This is a genomic window from Tessaracoccus terricola (assembly GCF_054776555.1).
This window is the reverse complement of the sequence record NZ_BAAHBS010000001.1, coordinates 866,148-888,234: the sequence shown is the minus strand read 5'-3', so window position 1 is coordinate 888,234 and position 22,087 is coordinate 866,148. Positions and strand designations below refer to the sequence as shown.

Annotated in this window: 18 protein-coding genes and 3 tRNA genes; 9 read left to right on the top strand and 12 right to left on the bottom strand. The window is 68.7% G+C overall.

Features of this window, described 5'->3' with window-relative positions:
• Positions 1 to 45 precede the first annotated feature (45 nt).
• The 3 genes from ACYU7G_RS03855 to ACYU7G_RS03845 all read left to right on the top strand — a co-directional run bounded on the left by ACYU7G_RS03855 (position 46) and on the right by ACYU7G_RS03845 (position 3,085).
• A complete protein-coding gene (locus ACYU7G_RS03855) occupies positions 46 to 1,470 on the top strand; it encodes a hypothetical protein (protein WP_461104935.1) in 1,425 nt (474 codons plus the stop codon).
• A 214-nt stretch (positions 1,471 to 1,684) separates the two neighbouring features.
• Positions 1,685 to 2,422 carry an AlbA family DNA-binding domain-containing protein gene (locus tag ACYU7G_RS03850; protein ID WP_461104933.1) on the top strand — a complete coding sequence of 246 codons (738 nt, stop codon included), beginning with the start codon at positions 1,685 to 1,687 and terminating at the stop codon, positions 2,420 to 2,422.
• 63 nt (positions 2,423 to 2,485) lie between these two features.
• The gene (locus tag ACYU7G_RS03845; RefSeq protein WP_461104931.1) at positions 2,486 to 3,085 is read left to right on the top strand and encodes an ATP-binding protein; all 600 of its coding nucleotides are present in this window, start codon (positions 2,486 to 2,488) and stop codon (positions 3,083 to 3,085) included.
• Between the two features lie 204 nt (positions 3,086 to 3,289).
• Here ACYU7G_RS03845 and ACYU7G_RS03840 read toward each other — a convergent pair whose 3' ends face one another.
• The 4 genes from ACYU7G_RS03840 to ACYU7G_RS03825 form a co-directional block, all read right to left on the bottom strand.
• Positions 3,290 to 4,186, bottom strand: coding sequence for a 1,4-dihydroxy-2-naphthoyl-CoA synthase (locus ACYU7G_RS03840; RefSeq protein WP_461104929.1), 897 nt, complete (start codon positions 4,184 to 4,186; stop codon positions 3,290 to 3,292).
• A gap of 9 nt (positions 4,187 to 4,195) precedes the next feature.
• A complete protein-coding gene (locus ACYU7G_RS03835; RefSeq protein WP_461104927.1) occupies positions 4,196 to 4,924 on the bottom strand; it encodes a glycerophosphodiester phosphodiesterase in 729 nt (242 codons plus the stop codon).
• A 193-nt stretch (positions 4,925 to 5,117) separates the two neighbouring features.
• Positions 5,118 to 5,190: transfer RNA gene (locus ACYU7G_RS03830), tRNA-Arg, on the bottom strand.
• Between the two features lie 131 nt (positions 5,191 to 5,321).
• Positions 5,322 to 5,410, bottom strand: a tRNA-Ser gene (locus ACYU7G_RS03825).
• Between the two features lie 107 nt (positions 5,411 to 5,517).
• Here ACYU7G_RS03825 and ACYU7G_RS03820 point away from each other — a divergent pair.
• The gene (locus tag ACYU7G_RS03820; protein ID WP_461104925.1) at positions 5,518 to 7,230 is read left to right on the top strand and encodes an LCP family protein; all 1,713 of its coding nucleotides are present in this window, start codon (positions 5,518 to 5,520) and stop codon (positions 7,228 to 7,230) included.
• Positions 7,231 to 7,240: 10 nt separating this feature from the next.
• On the opposite strand, the gene ACYU7G_RS03815 is transcribed toward ACYU7G_RS03820, so the two are convergent.
• The 3 genes from ACYU7G_RS03815 to ACYU7G_RS03805 all read right to left on the bottom strand — a co-directional run bounded on the left by ACYU7G_RS03815 (position 7,241) and on the right by ACYU7G_RS03805 (position 10,495).
• Entirely contained in the window at positions 7,241 to 7,693 is a 453-nt protein-coding gene (locus ACYU7G_RS03815) for a hypothetical protein (RefSeq protein WP_461104923.1), read from the bottom strand.
• 229 nt (positions 7,694 to 7,922) lie between these two features.
• Positions 7,923 to 8,010, bottom strand: a tRNA-Ser gene (locus tag ACYU7G_RS03810).
• Between the two features lie 106 nt (positions 8,011 to 8,116).
• Positions 8,117 to 10,495 carry a sodium-translocating pyrophosphatase gene (locus ACYU7G_RS03805; protein ID WP_461104921.1) on the bottom strand — a complete coding sequence of 793 codons (2,379 nt, stop codon included), beginning with the start codon at positions 10,493 to 10,495 and terminating at the stop codon, positions 8,117 to 8,119.
• Between the two features lie 271 nt (positions 10,496 to 10,766).
• Here ACYU7G_RS03805 and ACYU7G_RS03800 point away from each other — a divergent pair, with 271 nt between their 5' ends.
• The 4 genes from ACYU7G_RS03800 to ACYU7G_RS03785 are packed head-to-tail and all read left to right on the top strand — an operon-like array spanning position 10,767 to position 15,731.
• On the top strand, positions 10,767 to 11,579 hold the full coding sequence (locus ACYU7G_RS03800) for a pseudouridine synthase (protein ID WP_461105146.1): 813 nt from the start codon (positions 10,767 to 10,769) through the stop codon (positions 11,577 to 11,579).
• Between the two features lie 18 nt (positions 11,580 to 11,597).
• Complete coding sequence (locus tag ACYU7G_RS03795; RefSeq protein ID WP_461104919.1) at positions 11,598 to 12,569, top strand: NAD(P)H-quinone oxidoreductase; 972 nt, start codon at positions 11,598 to 11,600, stop codon at positions 12,567 to 12,569.
• On the top strand, positions 12,569 to 14,758 hold the full coding sequence (locus ACYU7G_RS03790) for a M15 family metallopeptidase (RefSeq protein ID WP_461104917.1): 2,190 nt from the start codon (positions 12,569 to 12,571) through the stop codon (positions 14,756 to 14,758). The genes ACYU7G_RS03795 and ACYU7G_RS03790 overlap by 1 nt, the downstream gene beginning before the upstream one ends.
• A gap of 1 nt (position 14,759) precedes the next feature.
• Positions 14,760 to 15,731, top strand: coding sequence for an MsnO8 family LLM class oxidoreductase (locus tag ACYU7G_RS03785; protein ID WP_461104915.1), 972 nt, complete (start codon positions 14,760 to 14,762; stop codon positions 15,729 to 15,731).
• Positions 15,732 to 15,745: 14 nt separating this feature from the next.
• On the opposite strand, the gene ACYU7G_RS03780 is transcribed toward ACYU7G_RS03785, so the two are convergent.
• Genes ACYU7G_RS03780 through ACYU7G_RS03760 form a run of 5 tightly spaced genes read right to left on the bottom strand, consistent with a single transcriptional unit; the run spans position 15,746 to position 21,204 of the window.
• Positions 15,746 to 17,224, bottom strand: a complete 1,479-nt coding sequence (locus ACYU7G_RS03780; protein WP_461104913.1) for a glycosyltransferase — start codon at positions 17,222 to 17,224, stop codon at positions 15,746 to 15,748.
• A 2-nt stretch (positions 17,225 to 17,226) separates the two neighbouring features.
• On the bottom strand, positions 17,227 to 18,519 hold the full coding sequence (locus tag ACYU7G_RS03775) for a nucleotide sugar dehydrogenase (protein WP_461104911.1): 1,293 nt from the start codon (positions 18,517 to 18,519) through the stop codon (positions 17,227 to 17,229).
• A 13-nt stretch (positions 18,520 to 18,532) separates the two neighbouring features.
• Positions 18,533 to 19,519: a Gfo/Idh/MocA family protein gene (locus tag ACYU7G_RS03770; protein WP_461104909.1), complete on the bottom strand. Its 987-nt coding sequence runs from the start codon at positions 19,517 to 19,519 to the stop codon at positions 18,533 to 18,535.
• 3 nt (positions 19,520 to 19,522) lie between these two features.
• A complete protein-coding gene (locus ACYU7G_RS03765) occupies positions 19,523 to 20,611 on the bottom strand; it encodes a DegT/DnrJ/EryC1/StrS family aminotransferase (protein ID WP_461104907.1) in 1,089 nt (362 codons plus the stop codon).
• On the bottom strand, positions 20,608 to 21,204 hold the full coding sequence (locus ACYU7G_RS03760; RefSeq protein ID WP_461104905.1) for an acyltransferase: 597 nt from the start codon (positions 21,202 to 21,204) through the stop codon (positions 20,608 to 20,610). Before ACYU7G_RS03760 ends, ACYU7G_RS03765 begins: the two co-directional genes overlap by 4 nt.
• Positions 21,205 to 21,385: 181 nt before the next feature.
• Between ACYU7G_RS03760 and ACYU7G_RS03755 the strand changes: the two genes are divergently transcribed.
• Positions 21,386 to 21,964 carry a MarC family protein gene (locus ACYU7G_RS03755; RefSeq protein ID WP_461105144.1) on the top strand — a complete coding sequence of 193 codons (579 nt, stop codon included), beginning with the start codon at positions 21,386 to 21,388 and terminating at the stop codon, positions 21,962 to 21,964.
• Positions 21,965 to 22,087: the final 123 nt, after the last annotated feature.

Below are 22,087 nucleotides of genomic sequence, written 5' to 3'. Positions count from 1 at the left end.
GTGAGGTCGCCGTCCAGGTGGCCCAGAAACCCTGGAGGTACGGATATGCACAACGACACGAACGGGGCCCGCTTCGATTCGGCTGGCTCGACGGTGATCATCGATTCGGTCGCGATTTCGGAAGCCGACGTCGTAAACGAAGCTCGGCATTGGGTTACCGGCGAGCGCGGGCAGCGCTGTGACGATCCTGCTCAACTCGCCCACGCTGACGTGACGAAGTTCGCGACCGAGGCGTTGGTCCTCGGCGCCAAGGCCCTCAGTCTGACCGCACTGACGTCCGAGACGCGCGCTCTCGAGCGGATGCTCAGGGAAGTCGGCGACAAGACGTCGGACGCCACCCGTCGCGCGGCCGAAGCGACGGCCGACGCCACCAAGTCGGCGACCGAAACCGTCGCGAAGGCCGCCGAAGACGCGAAGAAGGCCATGGCCGAGGCTGACGAGACCACCCGCAAGCACCTCGCCGATGCTGTCGCGTCGACCAAGAAGGACCTGCTTGACGAGACGCATCGCCTGTTCGGCGGCGAGAACCCGGAACTGCTGGAGCGCCTCCAGCCGGTGCTCGTCAGGTTCGCGGTCACCTTGGAGAAGCAGGTGCAGGCGAGCACCTCCGAGTTGCTCGCGAAGGCCACGAAGCAGCTCGACCCGAGCGATCCGGCCTCCCCGATGGCCAAGCATGCGGCAACGCTCGCTCAGCAGCAGGCACAGTTCGCCAAGCAGATCGAGAAGAGCCAGGGGGAACTCGCGGCCAAGGTCGATGACCTGAGCACTGCCTTGAAGGTTCAGGACGCAAAGGCGTCCCTCGCGAAAGTGACTCCGATCAAGGGCGCCTCCTTCGAGGGCCGTCTCCACAGCATCATGAGCAGCATCGCCGCCGGCTTGGGGGACGAATACACGGATACGACCACAACCACTGGTCTCGTGCCCCGCAGCAAGAAGGGAGATGGCCTGCTCAGGGTAGCTGGCCAGGACGCACGGGTCGTCATCGAGATGACTGACTCCTCCCGAGCCAACTGGGGCGAGTACTTCGCGGAGGCGGAGCGGAACCGCGGCGCTGCGGCATCCTTGGGAATCGTCCGGACGGCCGACCAGAACGGCGGACACGCGATCCGCGTGCTCGGTCAGCGACGGGTCGTCATCGCGTTCGACCCCGAAACCGACGACGCCGAGGTCCTGCGTACCGTCACCTTGCTCCTGCGAACGGTCTCTATCGCAGCCTCTGTGCGCACCGGTGCGGCTGAGATCGACACCGCCGAGGAGAACATCGCTGAGGCCGTCGCCCATCTGGACAAGATCGACAGCATCAAGAAGGCCGCTGGCACCATCCAGAAGAGCGCCGTCAAGATCGAAACCGAGTGCACGTCGATTACGACCAGCATCCGCCGGCTTCTCGACCAGGCGCTCGTCTCGCTCGCTGGGCACCAGGATGGCGGGACGAACGAGTTGACCGTCGCGGTCGATGGCGCCGCGTGATCACCCTGATGGTGGGGTGGCATCGATCGCCCCGCCGCCAAGGCTTCAGCGCGTCCATCAGCGCCTGTTCGCGCTCTATCACCGTCACCGAAAGCGGTCGGTCCTCCGAGGACGCAGCGTCGTGAGGGATGATTGAGTCATGGACTGGAATAGCCCCGATGATCTCCGTGCTCTCGTGCAGCGCCTTGTTCGGCTTCCATCCGAGAACGAATGGGTGGAGTTCAAGGTCAGCAACGGAGACCCCCAGGCAATCGGCGAGTACGTCTCGTGCGTAGCCAACTCGGCGGCGCTGGCCGGTCAGGAGACTGGATACCTGGTGTGGGGAATCGCCGATGAGAGCCACGCCATCGTGGGCACCACCTTCCGGCCCGAACGGGCCAAGAAGGGCAACGAGGACCTCTACCCGTGGATACTGCGGCTGCTCACCCCACAGGCTGACTTCTCGTTCCACTCAGTCGATGTCGACGACAAGCCGGTCGTCATCCTGCGCGTTGCAGCAGCGTCGAAGCTACCGGTCAAGTTCCAGAACATCGAGTACATCCGAGTTGGCTCCTACAAGAAGAACCTGAGCCAGTACCCAGACCACCAGAGGCGTCTCTGGAAAGCGCTTGAGGCGTACAGCTTCGAGGACGGGACTGCGGCGGGTGACTTGGCAGTCGAGGAGGTCGTGCAGTTGCTCGACTACCCTGCCTACTTCAGCCTCCACAAGACGCCACTGCCCGAGAGCAGATCCGCCATCATTGAAGCACTCGAGGCAGCCCACCTCATTCGGCACACCGTCGAGGGACAGTGGCAGATCACCAACGGCGGTGCGTTGCTTTACGCCAAGGATCTGCGCGACTTTCCCAAACTGGCGCGCAAGGCTGCACGAGTTGTCCACTACGAGGGCACCTCGCGGAACAAGACAAAAAAGGAACAGGTCGGGCAACGCGGCTACGCCGCAGGGTTCTAGGGACTCATCTCCTACATTGCGGACCAGCTGCCCAACAGCGAAGTCATCCAAGACGGCCTCCGCATGGACGAGCTCCAGTTCCCGCGCATCGCCATCCGCGAGTTGGTCGCCAACGCGCTGATCCACCAAGACCTCACCATCACGGGAGCGGGCCCAATGATCGAGATCTTCGATGACCGGATGGAAGTCACCAACCCGGGCCTTCCACTTCTGGATCCGCTTCGGTTCATCGACCTCGCACCCAGATCACGCAATGAGTCCCTCGGGTCAGCGGTGCGACAGGTCGGCATAGCCGAAGAACGTGGCAGCGGTTGGGACAGAATCGCCTTTGAGATTGAGTTCCACCAGCTTCCAGCAGCGAAAGTCGAGGTCAAGGACGAACAAACACGAGTCACCCTGTTCGCCCCGAAGCCGCTGACCAAGATGGATCGGCCCGACCGCATCTTGGCGGTCTACCAGCATGCCTGTCTGCGCTACGTGAGCAACGAATCGACCAACAACGCCAGCGTCCGAGAACGGTTCGGCATCCCGGAACGGAACAAGGCGCTCGCCTCCCGGATCATCAAGGACGCCATCATCGAACGCCTGATCGTGGCCTACGACGCGTCGGCCGGACCTCGGTCCATCCGGTACGTGCCGTATTGGGCAGACCCCGAGCGCTGATTGTTGATGGAAACCTGCATCAGCCCCACCACAACTCCCAGAAGCGGCCTCTGACCTGCGGGAACAGGCACTCGTCTTTGTTGACGGAAGCGTGCATGGGTGCCCTGCGAGCAGCACTCTTGCCGGTCATCACCTCCGCAGCAGCAACCTCGGTGGCACCGAAACCGGACCAGCACCTCAAGCACCTGTTTGCTGATCAGGAACTCAGTAGTAGTACGGGAAATTCGACCAGTCCGGGCGGCGCTTCTCAAGGAAGGAGTCGCGGCCCTCGACGGCCTCGTCGCCCATGTAGGCCAGCCGCGTGGTCTCCCCGGCGAAGACCTGCTGGCCCACGAGACCGTCGTCGATCAGGTTGAACGAGTACTTCAGCATCCGCTGCGCCGTCGGGGACTTGCCGCAGATCTTGGCGGCCCACTCCAGCCCGACGTCCTCCAGTTCGGCGTGCGGGACCACCTTGTTCACCATGCCCATCCGGTGGGCGTCCTCGGCGTCGTGGACGTCACCGAGGAAGAAGATCTCACGGGCGAACTTCTGTCCCACCTGGCGGGCCAGGTAGGCGGACCCGAAACCGCCGTCGAAGGAGCCGACGTCGGCGTCGGTCTGCTTGAACCTGGCATGCTCGGCCGAGGCGAGCGTGAGGTCGGAGACGACGTGCAGGGAGTGCCCGCCGCCGGCCGCCCAGCCGTTCACCAATGAGATGACCACCTTCGGCATGAACCGGATGATGCGCTGGGCCTCGAGGATGTGCAGCCGGCCCAGCTTGGCCTTGTCGACGGTGGCCGCGGACTCGCCGTCGGCGTACTGGTAGCCGGCCCGGCCGCGGATGCGCTGGTCACCGCCGGAGCAGAACGCCCAGCCACCGTCCTTGGCGGACGGCCCGTTGCCGGTGATGAGGACGCAGCCCACGTCGGAGGAGGTGCGGGCGTGCTCGAGCGCCTGGCAGAACTCGTCGACGGTGTGGGGGCGGAACGCGTTGCGCACCTCGGGACGGTCGAACGCGATCCGCACCGCCGGCACGTGCTTGGCCCGGTGGTAGGTGATGTCGGTGAAGTCGAAGCCGTCGACGACGTCCCACAGCTCTGGGCGGAAGGGGTTGCTCATACCCGCAGGCTATCGAGTCCTGCGGCTGGCGCGGCGGGCGCGGTCCGGAAGGTTGGTGATGATGGCGTCCACGCCGATGCGGGTGAGGTGCTCCACGTCCTGGTCCTCGTCGGCGGTCCAGGCGTTGACCCGGATGCCCGCCTCGTGGCACAGCCACATGAAGTCGGGCTGGTCGAGCACCTTGTGGTACGGGTGGATGGCGCCGGCGCCGAAGTACTGCGCGTAACGCCACGGGTCGAACACCTGGGCGGTGTAGAGCAGTCCCAGGTTGGCAGCTGGCACCTTGCCGCGCAGGTTGGCGAGCCTGACGTGGTTGAAGGAGCTGATCACCACCCGGTCCAGGAGGTCCAGTTCCTGCACCAGCTCCAGGACCTCGGTCTCCATCCCTGGGTAGGGCTCGACGCCGTTCTTGAGCTCGATGTTGATGCCTACCCCTGCGGCGCCGAGCAGTTCCAGCGTCTCGCGCAAGGTGGGGATGCGGGTGTTGCGGAAGCCGACGAAGCCGTTGGAGAAGTCGCAGCGGCGCAGCTCCTCGAAGGTGAGGTCAACCACCTTGCCGACGCCGTTGGAGGTGCGGGAAATCTGTTCGTCGTGCACCACCACCAGCACGCCGTCGGAAGAACGCTGGACGTCGAACTCCACGCCGTCCACGCCGTGCTCGAGCGCGAGCTCGAACGACGGGAGCGTGTTCTCCGGCGCGTAGGCCGGTGCGCCCCTGTGGCCCCAGATCTCAGTCATTGCACTCCCTCTCGGCAGGAATCCTAGTCGTTGTGCGCGTGGAGCGTTCAGCACCGCAGACGGAGCCGTCCGTTCCACCCGGGTGGCGGCGTCTCGTGGTTGGAGCGCCAGCACCGGAGACGGAGCCGTCCGCTCCACCGGGATGCGCGAAGCAAACAAAACGCCCCCGGTCCTGGTGGACCGGGGGCCTCTGCGCGCTCGGAGGGACTCGAACCCCCAACCTTCTGATCCGTAGTCAGATGCTCTATCCGTTGAGCCACGAGCGCAGTGCCGTGCAGGCGATTGCCAACTATACGGCTCATTTCCCAGCGAGGCAAAACGACTGCCCCGAAGGGTGACGACCCGGGTCCGCGGAACGATCCCGGGCCGCCATGGTGCTTGCAAGAACACCGATCGGCGGAGGTGGCGGGATTTGAACCCGCGATGGGTTTTACCCCAAACCCGCTTAGCAGGCGGGCGCCATAGACCTGACTAGGCGACACCTCCACGTCCGCCCAAGGTTAGCCGAGCGCACAGTTCAGCGCCAAAACGCGGGTTGGGCGCGTTTCACCCCACGATCTACACTTGTGCACCGGAAGGGGGACCACCCACTGATGACCGAAGACAAGCCGTCGCGCCCACGCCGGGCGCTGCCGCCCACTGACGACGAGCTCCGATCCGACGTCGGCGACATCTACGGATCCGTTTTCCGGCCGGCCAACGCCCCCCAGCCCGCCCAGCAGCCGCCCGAGCCGCAGCGCTCCGCCCCTGAGCGGGAGCCCGAACGCGACGACTCCCCCACCGTCGTGCGCGAGGCACGGCCGGACAAGGAGTCTTCACTGCGCCGCAGCCTCGGCCTGACCGCCCTGAGCACGGTCCTGCCGGGCGCCGGCCTCCTAGGAGCGGAGTCCGGCGCCGCCAAGGCCGTCGGCGCCATCGTGCCGCTCGCGTTCCTGGGCACCATCGCCACCATCGGCTGGTCCGCCTTCAGCAACCTCGGCAACTTCGCCGGGTTCGCCGTCGACCCGTCACAGCTGCGCCGCATCTCCCTGGTCCTGGTCGCCGTCGGGCTGGTGTGGGTGGCGCTGATCGCGGGCACCCACCTCCTGACCCGCCCCAAGGGCCTCGGGACCTCGAAGCGCACCACCGGCGCCGTCGTCGTCACCGTCCTCAGCCTGGTAATCTCCGCGCCCGTCGCGGTGGCGGCCCGCTACTCCTTCGATCAGCAGAAGCTGGTGGAGACCGTCTTCGCCGACGAGGCGGAGGTCACCAGTTCCAGCCGCCCCAGCATCGACGCCGAGGAGGAGAACCCCTGGGAGGGGCATCCGCGGCTCAACATCATGCTGCTGGGCGCCGACGGCGCGAAGGCCCGCAGCGACGAGAACGGCATCCGCACGGACACCATCATGGTGGCCTCCATCGACACCACCACGGGCGCCACCGACATCATCCAGATCCCCCGCAACGTGCAGTACACGCCGTTCCCGGAGGGCTCCGAACTCGAGGAGTTGTTCCCGCGCGGGTTCCGCGGCGAGGGCGACCCGGCCGAGTGGTTCATCAACGCACTGTGGCACACCGTCGAGGACAGCCCCTGGTACTCCGACGTCCTCGAGGGCCAGACGTACCGCGGCGCGGAAGCCCTCAAGCAGGGCGTGGAGGGCATCACCGGCCTGAAGGTGGACTACTTCGTCCTCCTCGACATCGACGGCGTGCAGCGCCTGATCAACGCCATGGGAGGCGTGACGGTCAACATCAACGACCGGCTCCCCATCGGCGGCGACAGCTCCGGCCGCAAGCCCACCGGCTACCTGGAGCCCGGCCCCAGCCAGCACCTCAACGGCTACGAGGCCATGTGGTACGCCCGCAGCCGCCTCGACTCCAGCGACTACGACCGGATGGCGCGCCAGTCGTGCCTGGTCAACGCCATCATCCAGCAGGCCAACCCCGCGACGATGCTGACCTCCTACGAGGCCATCGCCGCCGCCGGGGCCGAGATGGTGATGACGGACATCCCGCAGCAGGTGCTGCAGCCGCTGGTGGAGCTCTCGCTGGTGGTCAAGGACGCCGAGATCGAGCGGCTGGTGTTCTCCCCGGGCAAGAACGGCTACGACTTCGCCAACCCCGACTTCGAGGAGATGCGCGACGCGGTGGCCGAGGCCATCGCCGACGAGCCTGCCCCCACCACCGCGGCCCCTACGAGCACGGCGGTGACCACGCCCAGTGACGAGCCGACCGAGCCGGAGCAGTCCGAGTCCCCGACGGCGAAGCCGACCTTCGTCGACGGCAGCCAGTCGGTCACCGACGCCTGCGCCTACAACCCGAAGTGACCGACGGGCCTCAGGCGAAGTTGGTGTAGCCCTTGGCGGCGTCGAGCCGCTTGGTCATGTCCTCCAGCAGTTCGTCCACGAGGCCTGCGTTGCCGGGCGCGAACAGCATCCGGTGCACCTCGTCGGGTCCGTTGTGGATGGTGACCTGGCGTCCGTCGTCGGACTGTGTGACACGGGTGACGCTCTCCCACCGGCCACCCTGGCGGCCGGCAGCGCCGACGAGGGTGTAGTCGTCGTCGGTGAAGGTGATCGCCACCCTGCCGCGGCCCATCGCCGCCAGCCCCGCCAGGAACAGCACGATGCCGGCGACGAGCACGAGGATGCTGACCGCGAGCACCACCGAATGCCACGCGTTGACGAGGGTCAGCACCACGAAGCCGGCGCCGAGGATCGCAGCGATCGCGGCGATGAAGAACGCCCTGAACGGGGGGCGCGGCCTGATGACGTAATGGGAGTCGTCCATGACGACACACTACCGACCCCCGTCACCCGAGCCGGACGCGGCTCGCCCATCCGCGCTTCGACCCGACACGCCGTCGATTTCGGGCGGGAAGGGAGCGGGCCACCTCGTCGCCGAAATCTGTCGGCGTGTCGGGTCAGGGCGGGGGCACACGGCCGGGCGGACAGGCACGGGCGGCGCGGCACGCTTCGGGGCAGGGCGGGTGCGGAACGGCCCGCAGCGGGGGCCGCGGTGGCGGCGAGGGTGGGATTCGAACCCACGGAGCGTTGCCACTCGGCCGCTTTCAAGGCGGCTGCACTAGTCCACTATGCGACCTCGCCACTGCCCGGAGACAGCCACCCCATGCTAGCGGGTGGCACCCGGATTGGCCCACGTCGAACCGGAGGCGGCTGATCCCCCTGCACGGCGACGGCGTGGTCCCGGGCGCTAGTCGGTCCCGTTGACCATCTCCTTGGCCGGACGAGGGTGCGGGGTCTGGTGCTGCCGGTCCCACTCGGGGTTGCCGGGCAGGCCGTCGAGCCCGGGGTTGGGCTCGGCGGTGCCCTTCAGGGCGGTGCCACGCTTGGAGGCGATCACCACGGCGCCGATGCCGATGACGGCGGCGACGAGGGCGATGGCGTAGCGCCAGGCGCTGGGGGTGGAGTTCAGGTCGGACATGGCCACGGCCGCGGGGGCGATCAGCACCGCCACCAGGTTCATCACCTTGATCAGGGGGTTGATGGCGGGACCGGCGGTGTCCTTGAAGGGGTCGCCGACGGTGTCGCCGATGACGGTGGCGGCGTGGGCGTCGGAGCCCTTGCCGCCGTGGTGGCCGTCCTCGACGAGCTTCTTGGCGTTGTCCCACGCGCCACCCGAGTTGGCAAGGAACACCGCCATCAGCGTGCCGCAGGCGATGGCACCGGCGAGGTAGCCGGCCAGCGCGGGGGCGCCCAGGCCGAAGCCGACGGCGACGGGCGCGGTGACGGCGAGCAGGCCGGGCGTGACCAGTTCGCGCAGCGAGTCCCGGGTGCAGATGTCGACCACCTTGCCGTACTCGGGGCGCCCGGTGCCCTCCATGATCCCGGGGATCTCCCGGAACTGGCGGCGCACCTCGAACACGACGGCACCGGCCGCGCGTCCCACGGCCTGGATGGTGAGTCCCGAGAACAGGAAGATCACCGCGGCGCCGATGATCAGGCCCACGAGGACGTTGGGCGAGAACACCACGGACTGGAGTTCGAAGTTCCGGAACGCCTCCGACTCGGTGAGTGCCTTGCCGATGGCGTCGGTGAAGGACCCGAACAGCGCCGTCGCAGCAAGTACGGCGGTGGCGATCGCGATGCCCTTGGTGATGGCCTTGGTGGTGTTGCCGACGGCGTCCAGTTCGGTCAGGATCTGGGCGCCCTCACCGTCGACGTCCCCGGACATCTCCGCGATGCCCTGGGCGTTGTCGCTGACCGGCCCGAAGGTGTCCATCGCGACGATCACGCCCACCGTGGTGAGCAGGCCGCAGCCGGCCAGCGCGATCGCGAACAGCCCCACCACACCGCCGCCGCCCAGCGTGAAGGCGCCGAGGACGGCGAAGGCGATGATCACGGCGGTGAACACGCTGGACTCGAGGCCCAGCGAGATGCCGGACAGGATAACCGTGGCCGGTCCGGTGACCGAGGTGTTCCCGACGTCCTGGACGGGCTTGTCCTCGGTGCCGGTGTAGAAGCCGGTAAGGGCAAGGATGATCGCGGCCAGCGCGATGCCGATGGCCACTGCGCCGATGGCGACGATCCGCGGGTCCGAGATGTTCGCGACGTGGTCCACGCCCATCTCGGCGAACGTCGAGGGCAGGTAGGTGAACGACGCCACCGCGGACAGCGCCAGCGAGATGGCGGCGGACAGGTAGAAGGCCCGGTTGATGGTGCGCAGCCCGTTCTCCCCGGCCTTGGGGCGGGTCAGGTAGACACCGACGACGGCGGTGATGACACCGATGGCGGGGATGATCAGCGGGAACACCAGGCCGTACTCGCCGAAGGCTGCGCGCCCCAGGATCAGGGACGCGACGATGGTGACGGCGTAGGACTCGAACAGGTCCGCGGCCATCCCGGCGCAGTCGCCGACGTTGTCTCCCACGTTGTCGGCGATGGTGGCGGCGTTGCGGGGGTCGTCCTCGGGGATGTTCTGCTCCACCTTGCCCACCAGGTCCGCACCGACGTCGGCGGCCTTGGTGAAGATGCCGCCACCCACGCGCATGAACATGGCCAACATCGCGGCGCCGAACCCGAAGCCCTCCAGGATTGTGGGGGCGTCGCCCTTGAACACCAGCACCACCAGCGCCGCCCCGAGCAGGCCGAAGCCGATGGTGGCCATGCCGACCGCGGCACCGGTGCGGAACGCGATCCGCATCGCCGGGTCCCGGCCCTCGGTGGCGGCGGCCGACGCCACACGGACGTTGGCGCGCGTCGCCAGCCACATGCCGAGCCAGCCGATCAGCACGGAGAACCCGGCGCCGACGACGAACGCCAGCGAGCGGGCGATCCGCAGCATCCAGGGGTCACCGTCGCCGTGGGCGGGCAGCGCCAGCAGGGCCAGGAAGGCGATGCCGGCGAACCAGCCGAGCGTGCGGAACTGGCGTCGGAGGAAGGCGGAGGCCCCTTCCTGCACGGCCTGGGCGATGGCCCGCATGTTGGCCGTGCCCTCCCCCGCCCTGAGCACCTCGGCACGGAACCTGAGCGACATCGCGATGGCCACCACGGCCAGGGCCGCGATCACTACGACGATTGCCAGGTTGCCGGAACTCAGCCCGACTTCCAGCGGGACGGGACCTTGCGTCATGGGGAAGAACCTCCAGAAACGTGTCAGCTGCCCAAGCAGCGGCACCGGACGACGTCGTCCGCGCTGTGAGAGCCTAACAGCCCACAGGGGTCCCCGGCACGAGTCGTGACATGACCGTGACCAGCGGCGGGGCCGTGTTGGCGCAGGCTCGGGGATGGGTTTGAATGGCTGCATGCCCCCGAAGTCCCCGCTCCCGCCCCGGCACGGCCTGCAGGCCGCGTGGGTGCGCACCCCGGACCGGGACCCCGCCAACGCCCTCCCTTGGCCGACGATGCGGGACTTCCTGCGGGACAAGCTCGGCCCCGCCCGTGACGACGTCGACGGCATGCTGGAGCGCGGCGCGTTCGTCGACGACCGTGGACGGCCATGGACCGGGCGCGAGGTCTACCGACCCCACACCTTCGTGTGGTTCCACCGGGAACTGCGCGACGAGGCGGAGGTGCCGGGTGAGATCGAGGTGATCCACCGCGACGAGCGGATCGTCGTGGTGGACAAGCCACACTTCCTGTCCACCATCCCGCGGGGCCGGCACGTCACCCAGAGCGTCGTGGTGAAGGCGCGCGTCGCCCTGGACCTGCCCGAGCTGTCACCCGCCCACAGGCTGGACCGTGGCACCGCGGGCGTGCTGCTGCTCACCACCGAACAGAAGTGGCGCTCCCGCTACCAGGACGTGTTCCGACGGCGGGAGGCCACGAAGGTGTACCACGCCGTCGCCGGGTACCGGCCGGACCTGGAGTTCCCACGCACCGTCACCTCGCACCTGGTCAAGCGCGTCGGCACGATGCAGGCCGAGACGCTGGACCTGCCGCCCAACTCGCGCACCGACATCAGCCTGCTGGAGGTGCGTGGCGAGCACGCGCTCTACGAGGTGCGGCCGGTGACCGGGAAGACCCACCAGATCCGGATGCACTTCAACTCGCTCGGCATCCCGTTGCTGGGGGATCCGCTGTACCCGGAGGTCTCCGACGTCGCCATCGACGACTTCTCCACGCCGCTGCGACTGCTGGCCCAGTCCCTGGAGTTCATCGATCCGCTGGACGGCCTGAAGCGGCACTTCAGGTCCGCCCGGGAGCTGACATGGTGATGTGACAGAGTGTCTGGCATGCGCGCCGTCCTCGTTGCCGAACCCGGTGGGCCCGAGACCCTCGAGGTAGGTGAACTCGCCCGCCCGGAGCCGCGTGACGACGAGGTCTTGGTCCGCACCGTCGCCTCCGGGGTGAACCGCGCTGACATCCTGCAGCGTCGCGGGCACTACCCGCCCCCGAAGGGCACCACGGAGGTGCTTGGACTGGAGGCATCCGGCGTCGTGGAGGCCGTCGGCTCCGCCGTCACGGACTGGCGCCCGGGCGACGAGGTGGTGGCCCTGCTGGCCGGCGGCGGCTACGCCGAGTACTTCGTGGCCCCCGCGGGCCAGCTCGTGGCGCCACCGAAGGGGGTAGACCTGGTCACCGCCGGGGGGCTGCTCGAGGTGGCGGCGACGGTGGTCTCCAACATGGACGTCGCCGGCCTCAGCGCCGGGGAGACGCTGCTGGTCCACGGTGGCGCCGGCGGGATCGGCACCTTCGCCGTCCAGTACGGCAAGGCCCTGGGCTGCACAGTCGTCACCACCGCCGGCAGCGAACACAAGCTCGAACACTGCCGCAGCCACGGCGCCGACGTCGCCATCGACTACAACACCGACTGGGTCGAGGGCCTGAAGGCCGAGACCGGCGGCCGCGGCGCGGACGTGGTGCTGGACATCATGGGCGCCAAGTACCTGGAGGCCAACACCCGGGCGCTGGCCCGCGGTGGCCGGTTGGTGGTCATCGGGCTGCAGGGCGGCGTCAAGGGCACCCTGGACCTGGGGATGCTGCTCGCGAAGTCGGGCACCGTGCACGCCACGTCGTTGCGCTTCCGCCCACCCGCGGAGAAGGCAGGAATCTGCCGCCGCGTGGCACAGACTGTTTGGCCCCTCATCGAGGAGGGCCGCATCCGCACCTCGCCCGAGACGCGGATCCCATTCGAAGAGGCCCGAAGAGCCCACGAACTGCTCGACGGCGGGGAGAACGTCGGCAAGATTGTGCTGGTGCACTGATGAACAGGACAACCCGCAAGTTCGCCGTGGCGCTGGCCGCGGCCCTGACCGCCACCCTGGCCGTGGTGCTGGGCCCACCGGCGCCCGCCGCCGCCGAGGTGGACGTCTACACCACCCCCGGCGAACACCTGGTGAACGGGCGCCGCTGGAAGACCGAGTGCCAGCAGTACTCCACCACCGTCGAGCGCTGCCGCACCGAGATCTGGGCCACCACGACGACGTGGAACGGTCGCGCATTCGTCAACACCTTGGGCTGGGCCTTCAACAACCTGACCTACAAGCCCAGCCCGCGCGCCAACTGGGTGGGCAACCCGCTGGCCACCCCCGGTGAGCACATGATCGATGGGCGCCGCTGGAAGACGGAGTGCGACACCGCATGGACCGGTCACGGCGGCTGCCGCTCCATGATCTGGGCGACGACGCCCGTCCACCAGGGCTCCGGCTACAAGATGGCCAACAAGTGGGTCTTCAACAACATGGTGGACTTCACCCGCCCGGCACCGGCGCCGACGAAGCCCTCCGGCCCCAACGTTCCCGCCGGCGCCACCGTCGCCGTCGCCGCCGCCAAGCACCCCGGGCACCCCAGTTCCGCGCTCTACCGCCACGTCGCCCCGATCGCGGTCAGCGGCAGCACGTCGGGTGCCCCCGCGGGCGCTGTGGTGACCGTGCAGCTGCGGGACCACGCCGGCAAGGTCTGGGACACCGCCTATGCGAAGACGAACTCCGACGGCGCCTACGCCGCCGAGATCGACGCCGCCTTCTCCGGCTACGCGGAGATCCGCGCCACCCTGGACAACGGCAGGCACGGCTCCGTGGAGACCACCATCCGCGTGCCGAGCGTGACCATCTCCGGTCCCGGCGAGATCGACCCCCTGTCCACGCCGAAGGTGACCGGGGCCGTGGTGCCGGCCGTGGCGGGCATCGTCGTGACGCCGCAGGTCTGGGCCAACGGCACCTGGACGGGTATCGGCCCGGTAACGACTGACGCGAACGGCAAGTTCAGCGCCACCTACGACTTCAACGTCGGCAAGCTCGGCGCCATCAGCGTCCGCGCCCAGGCCGCCACCGCGGCCGGCGGGCTCTGGCGCTCGGACAAGGCCGTCACGGTCACCCGGATGGCCTGGTCCAACACCGCCATCACGGCCACCACCCCCGCCGAGATCAACCACACCTACCGTCTGGGCTGCCCCGTGGGCGCTTCCGGCCTCAGTACCATCCGCACCAACCACTACGGCCTCGACGGCCTCGTCCACCGCGGCGAGATCATCGTGCGCAAGGACCTCGCAGCCGACGTGGCGAAGGTGCTCGAGCGCTCGCTGGCCAAGCGGTTCCCCATCGGCCAGATGGTGAACCCGAACCACTGGAAGGGCGACGACAAGGCGATGATGGCCGCCAACAACACCTCGGCCTTCAACTGCCGCGCCGTGGTGGGCAACCCGAGCGCCCAGTCGCCGCACTCCTACGGCATCGCCGTGGACATCAACCCCTGGCAGAACCCCTACCGCGACCCCACCGGCAAGTGGTGGCCCTCCACCGCCCACGTGAAGCGCACGCCGGTGGTGGCCGGGCAGCTGACCACCTCCGCCGAGCCCGTCGTCGCGTTCAAGTCCCTCGGCTGGTCCTGGTTCAGCGGCTGGGACTGGCACCACTTCGAGTACCGCGGCGCCCGCAAGACCGCCACCACGACGGCCACGTCGGAGCTGAGCCCGATGTCGGTGGGCACGGAGCCCTCCGCCACCACCGCCGGCACCCTCACCGCCGATGACCTCGAACAGCCCAGCGGCTGGGACGGCGCCGTCACCGACGGCTCGGTGGAGGAGGGCTGGAGCGGCAACGGCACCTTCGCCCACGAGGTGGACCCGCAGCGCAAGTCCGTGGACCTGTTCGCACTGGGTTGCGTCGCGCAGCCGGACATCGAGGCCCCCACCGCGGTCCTGGAGGGGACGCTGGAGGACGACGGCAGGCCCGGCGTGACCCTGGCGATGGAGTTCTCCTCCGACGCCGCGGCAGCCACCTGGCTGGAGACCTGGCAGGAGGCGAACCGCGGCTGCACCGACGTGACGGTGGCCACCGACGACGGCGGCTCCTGGGCGGCCCAGCGCCAACTGTCCGACGGTCTGTGGACCGAGACCGCCACCGTGGAGGGGGACGTGGTCAACGTCACCATGCTGAACACCCAGCCCTCCTGAGATGTCTCTCCCCGTCTCGATCCTGGACCGCGCCAACGCCCGCGAGGGGCAGTCCGACGGCGAGGTGCTGGCCGGGGTGGTCACCCGGGCGCAGCGGGCCGAGGCCCTCGGCTTCCACCGGTTCTGGGTGGCGGAGCACCACGGCGTGCCCGGGATCTTCGGATCCGCACCGACGGTGCTGATGGCCGCGCTGGCCGCCCGGACCGAGCGCATCCGGATCGGGACCGGCGGAGTCATGCTGCCCGCGCACCAGCCCCTGGTGGTGGCCGAGCAGGTGGCCACGCTCGAGGCGCTGTTCCCCGGCCGCATCGACGTCGGTCTGGGCCGCTCGCTGGGCTTCACCGCCGCGGTCAGGAAGTCACTGCGTCAGGACGCCGACGCGGCGGAGCGCTTCCTCGAGGACGTCCGGGAGCTCCAGGGGTTCCTCGGGGGAACGGCCCCGATCACCGCCCAGCCGCAGAACCACGCACGCACTCCCCTGTTCGTGCTGGCCAACAACAAGGGGCTCGAGCTCGCCGCCAGGGCCGGGCTCGGCGTCGTGCTGGGTGGGCCCGCCGTCCTGGAGGCCGGCGGCGGCGAGCACCCGGGCATCGCGACGTATCGGCGGGAGTTCCGCCCATCGCCCTGGGCCGCTGCGCCACACGTGGTGGTGGCGGTCAACCTCGCCGTCGCCGAAACGACGGCGGCTGCCCGCGAACTACTGGTCCCCGAGTCCTGGGCGCTGGTGGAGTCCCGCACCAAGGGCGAGTTCCCGCCGTTGGTCAGTGCGGCCCGGGTACACGCCGTCGAGAAGAGCGAGCGCCTCGCCGAAGGGATCGCCGCAGCCGTGCACGGCACCCCGGGAGAGGTGCGTCAGCGTCTGGAGACGATCCTTGCGGCCACCGGCGCCGACGAACTGCTCGCCACGGGCGGGATGTTCGACGCCGAGGCGCAACTGCGCTCCGACGAGCTGCTCATGGCAGCCCTCGGCTGAGCGACGGCGACGCCTCAGGCGGGGGTGACGTCGGTGGCGCCGAAGGGCCCCTCGGGCTTGGCGGGCACGAAGTTGGTCAGGCGGCCGAAGGCGGCCAGCAGACCCGGCTCGTTGCTCTGCCATGAGTACTTCTGCGCCAGCTCGTGCAGGTGCTCCTGCGGGACTGGGTTGGCCAGTGCGTGGTTGATCTTCTCGCCGAGGTCCTTGGGATCCTCGGAGGTGAACACCTCGCCCATGCCGTTGAAGCGGACGAACTCGGCCATGGTCTTGGCGTCGGAGGAGACCATCGGCAGTTCGGCGTGGAGGTACTCGAAGAGCTTGTTGGGCAGCGTCCGGTCGTGGTTCGGGGAGCCGCCCGGCAGGGGGTGGACCGCCAGGTCCGCGCCGTGCAGGTAGTAACTGAGGTTGGCCTGGTTGACGGGATCCAGGTAATGGATCCGGTCCCGGACCCCGAGTTCCTCGGCCATCGGGTCCAGCGTCTTCTGCATGTTGTGCGGCAGCGGCATCGTGACGATGGCCAGGTGCACCGCCTCGTCGACGTACGCCATGGACTGGACCAGCGTCTCCATGCCACGGGCCCAGCTCATGATGCCGGCGTAGACCGCCAGGGGGGTGTCCTCGGGCAGACCGGCGGCCTCGCGGACGGTGACGTCGCCCACCATCGGCTGGAAGACGCTCATGTTCACGTAGGTCTCGGGCAGCTCGTCGAGCTTGTACTTGTCCTTGAGGAGATCGGCGTGGGACTCCGTGACGGTCATCACGTAGTCCACCTTCTTCATGAACTCGCGTTCGGTCCCCAGCAGCGCCTGGTGGGCGGCGGGGTTGCCGATCTCCTTGGCGGGCAGCCCGGCGAAGTCCTCGCGGACGTCGTAGGACAGCTTCACGTCGACGCCGGCCTCGCGCAGCGCCTTGGCCGCCTCCCACGCCGCGGGCAGCACCAAGGGGTTGTGGGCGTGCAGCACGTCAGGACGCAGCTCGATGAGGAGGTCCTTGAGCGTGTACACGAGGTTGTGCGCCACGGGCAGGTTCTGGGGCAGGTCCAAGCCGATGAACGGGTCGTCGGAGCCCTGCAGCTTCGCGCGCACGGCCTTCGCCGCCGTCACGAGCCGGTCCTTCAGGCTGATTGCGCCGGAGACGGCGAGCTTGCCGTTGGTGACCACCCACTTGGCGGCGGACTTCGCGGAGGCCTTGTCGGCGCCCTTGATCCTGCTGGCGTGCACCTCGCGCTGGCGGCGCAGGCGGGCCGCGCGGGTGGCGTTCGGGTTCTCCTTCTTGGAGACCCGGGACTCGGCGGGCCACGGGGTCAGCGGCACCCGGATCACCCGGATGGTGCGTCCCAGCAGGAACTCCCCCGCCTCGCCGTCGATCGGTTCGGTGGAGATGATGATGGGCTCGAACCCGCCCCGCTGCAGCGTGGTGGCGATCCGCTTGATGCGGGAGTCGAAGTCGACGGGAGCGTGCCGGAACAGGACGATGCGGGGCTTGCGTGCCACTGTCAGTTCCCCTTTCCGAGGGTGATCAGGGTGGTGTCGGCGAAGCGGGCGGCGTCGAGCACCCGACGGCCGTCCACGACGACGTCGACGCCGGGCAGGTCGTCGGCCCCGAGCTCGCGGTACATCGCGTGGTCCGTCTGGAGGATGGCGACGTCGACGGGCTCACCGAGGCGGTGCGGCAGGAAGCCCATGCGCTTGAGCTCGGTGTCGGTGTACATCGGGTCGTGGACCGTGACCCGGGCGCCACGGTCCTGCAGGGCGCGCACGACGGGGAACACCCCGGACAGGGCCGTCTCCTTGACGCCGCCGCGGTAGGCGGCGCCCAGCACCACCACGCGTCGACCCGCAAGGGCCCCGGCAGCCTTCTCGGCGAGTTCGACGGCGTAGCCGGGCATGCCCGCGTTCGCCTCGCGGGCGGCAGTGACGATGGTGGCGTCCGGGTCCGTCCACAGGTACAGCTTCGGGTAGACCGGGATGCAGTGGCCGCCGACGGCGATGCCGGGGCGGTGGATGTGGCTGTACGGCTGCGAGTTGGAGGCCTCGATCACCTGGAACACGTCGATGCCGTTGTCGACGGCGAAGCGCGCGAACTGGTTCGCGAGTCCGATGTTGACGTCGCGGTAGGTGGTCTCCGCGAGCTTCGCCATCTCCGCGGCCTCTGCGGTGCCGAGGTCCCACACGCCGTTGGGGCGCGGCAGGTCTTCGCGCTCGTCGAATTGCAGCACGGACTCGTAGAACTCGCGCGCCCGCTCCGCACCGCCGGGCGAGACCTCGCCGACGAGCTTCGGGTACTTGCGCAGGTCCGCGAACACACGGCCGGTGAGCACGCGTTCCGGGGAGAACACGACGTGGAAGTCCTTGCCCTCCACGAGACCCGAGCCCTTCTCCAGCATCGGGGTCCAACGGTTGCGGGTGGTGCCCACGGGCAGGGTGGTCTCGTAGCTGACCAGCGTGCCCGGCTTCAGGCCCGCCGCGACGGCCGCGGTGGCCGCGTCCATCGCGGCGAAGTCCGGCGCGCCGTCGTGGTTTACGAACAGGGGCACGACGAGGACGACGGCCTCGGAGGCGGCGACGGCCTCCGTCGTGTCGGTGACGGCGCGCAGGCGCCCCTCGTCGACGGCGGCGCGCAGCTTCTCGGCCAGTTGCGCCTCCCCCGGGAAGGGCTCGTTGCCGGCGTTGACCATGTCCACGACGCCCTGGTTGACGTCGGAACCGATGACCTCGTGGCCCGAGTCGGCGAACTGCACGGCCAGGGGAAGGCCGATCTTGCCGAGTGCGACGACTGCGATCTTCAACTGGTGCCCCGGCTCAGAGTTCGACCGTGCGGCCGGTGGCGGCCGACTCGATGACGGCCTCGGCGACGCGGACCGTGTTCAGACCCTGTTCCAGCGTCACGATGTCAGCCGCCTTGCCGAGGACGGCGTCGCGGAAGTTCTCGTGCTCGGTGCGCAGCGGCTCGGGCTTGCTGAAGGCGTACTTGATGACGTCGCCCTCGCTGACGCCCTTGAACTGCGCCAGGTCCTCCCACGTGTTCTCGACGGTGCCGTTGGCGAAGTACGTCAGATCAGCGGTGAGGGTGTCGGCGATGAACGTGCCGGTCTCTCCGGTGATGACGGTCAGTCGCTCCTTGAGCGGCGACAGCCAGTTCACCAGGTGGTTCGCGACGATGCCGCCGTCCAGCTGGCCGGTGATGGCGATCAGGTCCTCGTACTCGCGGCCGGAGAGGTTGTTGGCCTCGGCGGCGACGTGCTTGTAGGTGGACTGCACCACCCAGGCCGTGAGGTCGATGTCGTGGGTGGCGAGGTCCTTGACGACGCCCACGTCGGCGATGCGCGCCGGGAAGGGGCCCTGACGGCGGGTGGCCACCTGGATCACGCGGCCGAGCTGGCCGTCGGCGATCCGCTTGCGGGCCTGCTGCAGCGCCGGGTTGTAGCGCTCGATGTGGCCGACGGCTCCCACCAGCCCGGCCTTGGAGAACGCCTCCACCAGTTGGAGCGAGGAGTCCACGTCGCGTGCGAGGGGCTTCTCGATGATGGCGTGGATGCCGGCCGCGGCCAGCTTGAGGCCCGTCTCCAGGTGGAACGCCGTCGGCGTGGCGATCATGCAGTAGTCGGGCTTGAGCTCGATCAGTTCGTCGACCGTGGCGAACACGGGACGGCCGCCGGAGACGCCGAACTTGTCACCACCCGGGTCTGCGATGCCGACCAGGTCCACCCCGTCGAGGGAGCCGAGGACGCGCGCGTGGTGGCGCCCCATCATGCCGATGCCGATCAGGCCTGCCTTGAGGTTCGCCATGGGTCAGGCACCTGCCTTCGCGAGGGTGTTGACGGCTTCGACGATGCGCTCCAGGTCCTGCTGGGACACCGACGGGTGCACCGGCAGCGACAGGCACTCCTTCGCGGCACGCTCGGTCTCGGGCAGCTCCACGGCCACCTGGAACGGCTTCAGGCGGTGGTTCGGGACGGGATAGAACATGCCCGAGCCCACCTGGTACTGCTCCTTCAACGCGGCCGCCAGCCCGTCGCGGTCCTCCGGGACGCGGACGGTGTACTGGTGGTAGACGTGCACCGCCCCCTCGGCCACCGGCGGCGGGGTGACACCTTCGAGGTTGGCCGACAGGAACGCGGCGTTGGACTGCCGCTGGGCCGTCCAGCCGTCGACCTTGGTCAGCTGCACGCGGCCGATGGCGGCGTGGATGTCGGTCATGCGGTTGTTCAGGCCGACGACCTCGTTGTGGTACTGCTGCAGCATCCCCTGGTTGCGGTAGAGACGCAGGTTCCGCTCGATGGTCTCGTCGGCGGCAGAGACCATGCCGCCCTCGCCCGAGGTCATGTTCTTGGTGGGGTACAGCGAGAACATCGCGAACTCACCGAAAGCACCGACGGGGGTGCCGTTCAGCGACGCACCGTGCGCCTGCGCGGCGTCCTCGAACAGCTTGAGGCCGTGCTTGTCCGCGATGGCGCGCAGCTCCGCCATCTTGGCCGGGTGCCCGTAGAGGTGCACCGGCATGATCGCCTTGGTGCGCTCGGTGATGGAGGCCTCCACCGAGGCCGGGTCCAGGGTGAAGTCATCGGCGGCGATGTCGGCGAACACCGGGGTGGCACCGGTCAGGGCCACCGAGTTCGCCGTCGCGGCGAACGTGAACGACGGCACGATGACCTCGTCGCCCGCGCCGATGCCGTTGGCCAGCAGCCCCAGGTGCAGCCCGGAGGTGCCGGAGTTCACGGCCACGCAGGCACGGCCCAGACCGAAGTGCGCGGAGAACTCCTCCTCGAACGCCTTGACCTCGGGGCCCTGCGCGAGCATGCCGGAACGCATGACACGATCGACTGCCTCCCGCTCCTCGTCGCCGATGATCGGCTTGGCCGGGGGGATGAAATCAGTCACTGCTGGACCTCCGAAAGTGTGTCGTTTGCTTCGGTGTACTTGGCGCCGGTCTGGGGGCAGACCCACTCACCCGGGGCCCCGCCCGCCTCGAGTGGGACACCGGCGCGTCCCACCCAGCGGATGCGCCTGGCCGGGACACCGGCCACGAGCGCGAAATCAGGAACGTCCTTCGTGACGACGGCGCCGGCGGCCACCATGGCCCAGCGGCCGATGGTGACTGGGGCGATGCACACGGCTCGGGCGCCGATGGAGGAGCCCTCGCGGCAGGTGACGCCCACCGGTTCCCAGTCGTCGCCGCGCTTCAGGTTCCCCTCGGGATCCACCGAGCGCGGGAAGTAGTCGTTGGTGAACACGGCGGCGGGACCGACGAACACGCCGTCCTCGAGCACTGCCGGCTCGTAGACGAGGGCGTAGTTCTGCAGCTTGCAGTTCTTGCCCATCTGGACCCCGGTGCCGACGTAGGCGCCGCGACCGACGATGCAGTTCTCCCCCAGGACTGCGCCCTCACGCACCTGGGCGAGGTGCCAGACGGAGGATCCCTCGCCGATGGTTGCCTCGGGTGAGACGTCGGCGCTGTCTTGGATTCGCACCATGTATTGGTCCCTTCAGATTGCTACGGGTGCGAGCATACCGCCCAGTGGTCTGCAGCAGCATCCGGGGCCGCCGCACGCTCCGGAGTCGCTGGGAACTGAGGCGCAGGAGCATCCGCGGCGGGGTTCCGAGGACTAGGATCGTTGCAGCCGGGACGGAGAGGGGAGGACTGCCTTGGACCTGATGGTCTCCGCCGCGTTCACGTTCCTGCTGGTGATGGATCCGCTGGGCAACGTGCCGCTGTTCCTGTCCGCGCTGCGCCGCACGGACCCCAAGCGCGTGCAGTGGGTGATCCTGCGCGAGTGCCTGATTGCGCTCGCGATCATGGTGGTGTTCCTCTTCGCCGGGAGTTCGCTGCTGCACCTGATGGGCGTCGACGACTCCGCCCTGAAGGCGGCCGGCGGCATCATCCTGCTGCTGATCGCCATCCGGATGGTGTTCCCCACCCCGGACGCCAACCGGATGGAACTGACCCACGACGAGCCGTTCATCGTGCCGCTCGCGGTCCCCTACGTGGCTGGTCCGTCGCTGCTCGCGGTGATCGTGGTCCTGGTCAGCGCACAGCCGGCCGAATGGCCCTGGTTCCTCGGCGGCATGGTCATCGCCTGGGTGATCACCACGGTGGTTCTGTACTTCTCCGGCTTCCTGCGCAAGGTCCTCGGGCGGCGCGCACTCGACGCCGTCGAGCGTCTGATGGGCATGATCCTCGTGATCCTCGCCGTCCAGATGACGTTCGAGGGGGTCAAGGAGTTCTTCCTCTGACCCGATCGTCAGGGGGTCGCCCGGCCAGCAGGTGACAGGAAGTCGCGACACGCCGGTCGGCCATCCCATCCGTGCACAGAAACCGATTGCTCGCGAGCCCTGGTCACCAAGCCCCACGAGCCG

Coding starts and splice junctions, on each gene's coding strand:
- ACYU7G_RS03815 (WP_461104923.1), bottom strand. CDS start 7,693: ATGGACGACTCCCATTACGTCATCAGGCCGCGCCCCCCGTTCAGGGCG.
- ACYU7G_RS03845 (WP_461104931.1), top strand. CDS start 2,486: ATGGACGAGCTCCAGTTCCCGCGCATCGCCATCCGCGAGTTGGTCGCC.
- ACYU7G_RS03795 (WP_461104919.1), top strand. CDS start 11,598: ATGCGCGCCGTCCTCGTTGCCGAACCCGGTGGGCCCGAGACCCTCGAG.
- ACYU7G_RS03855 (WP_461104935.1), top strand. CDS start 46: ATGCACAACGACACGAACGGGGCCCGCTTCGATTCGGCTGGCTCGACG.
- ACYU7G_RS03820 (WP_461104925.1), top strand. CDS start 5,518: ATGACCGAAGACAAGCCGTCGCGCCCACGCCGGGCGCTGCCGCCCACT.
- ACYU7G_RS03755 (WP_461105144.1), top strand. CDS start 21,386: ATGGTCTCCGCCGCGTTCACGTTCCTGCTGGTGATGGATCCGCTGGGC.
- ACYU7G_RS03835 (WP_461104927.1), bottom strand. CDS start 4,924: ATGACTGAGATCTGGGGCCACAGGGGCGCACCGGCCTACGCGCCGGAG.
- ACYU7G_RS03785 (WP_461104915.1), top strand. CDS start 14,760: ATGTCTCTCCCCGTCTCGATCCTGGACCGCGCCAACGCCCGCGAGGGG.
- ACYU7G_RS03800 (WP_461105146.1), top strand. CDS start 10,767: ATGCGGGACTTCCTGCGGGACAAGCTCGGCCCCGCCCGTGACGACGTC.
- ACYU7G_RS03840 (WP_461104929.1), bottom strand. CDS start 4,186: ATGAGCAACCCCTTCCGCCCAGAGCTGTGGGACGTCGTCGACGGCTTC.
- ACYU7G_RS03790 (WP_461104917.1), top strand. CDS start 12,569: ATGAACAGGACAACCCGCAAGTTCGCCGTGGCGCTGGCCGCGGCCCTG.
- ACYU7G_RS03760 (WP_461104905.1), bottom strand. CDS start 21,204: ATGGTGCGAATCCAAGACAGCGCCGACGTCTCACCCGAGGCAACCATC.
- ACYU7G_RS03770 (WP_461104909.1), bottom strand. CDS start 19,519: ATGGCGAACCTCAAGGCAGGCCTGATCGGCATCGGCATGATGGGGCGC.
- ACYU7G_RS03805 (WP_461104921.1), bottom strand. CDS start 10,495: ATGACGCAAGGTCCCGTCCCGCTGGAAGTCGGGCTGAGTTCCGGCAAC.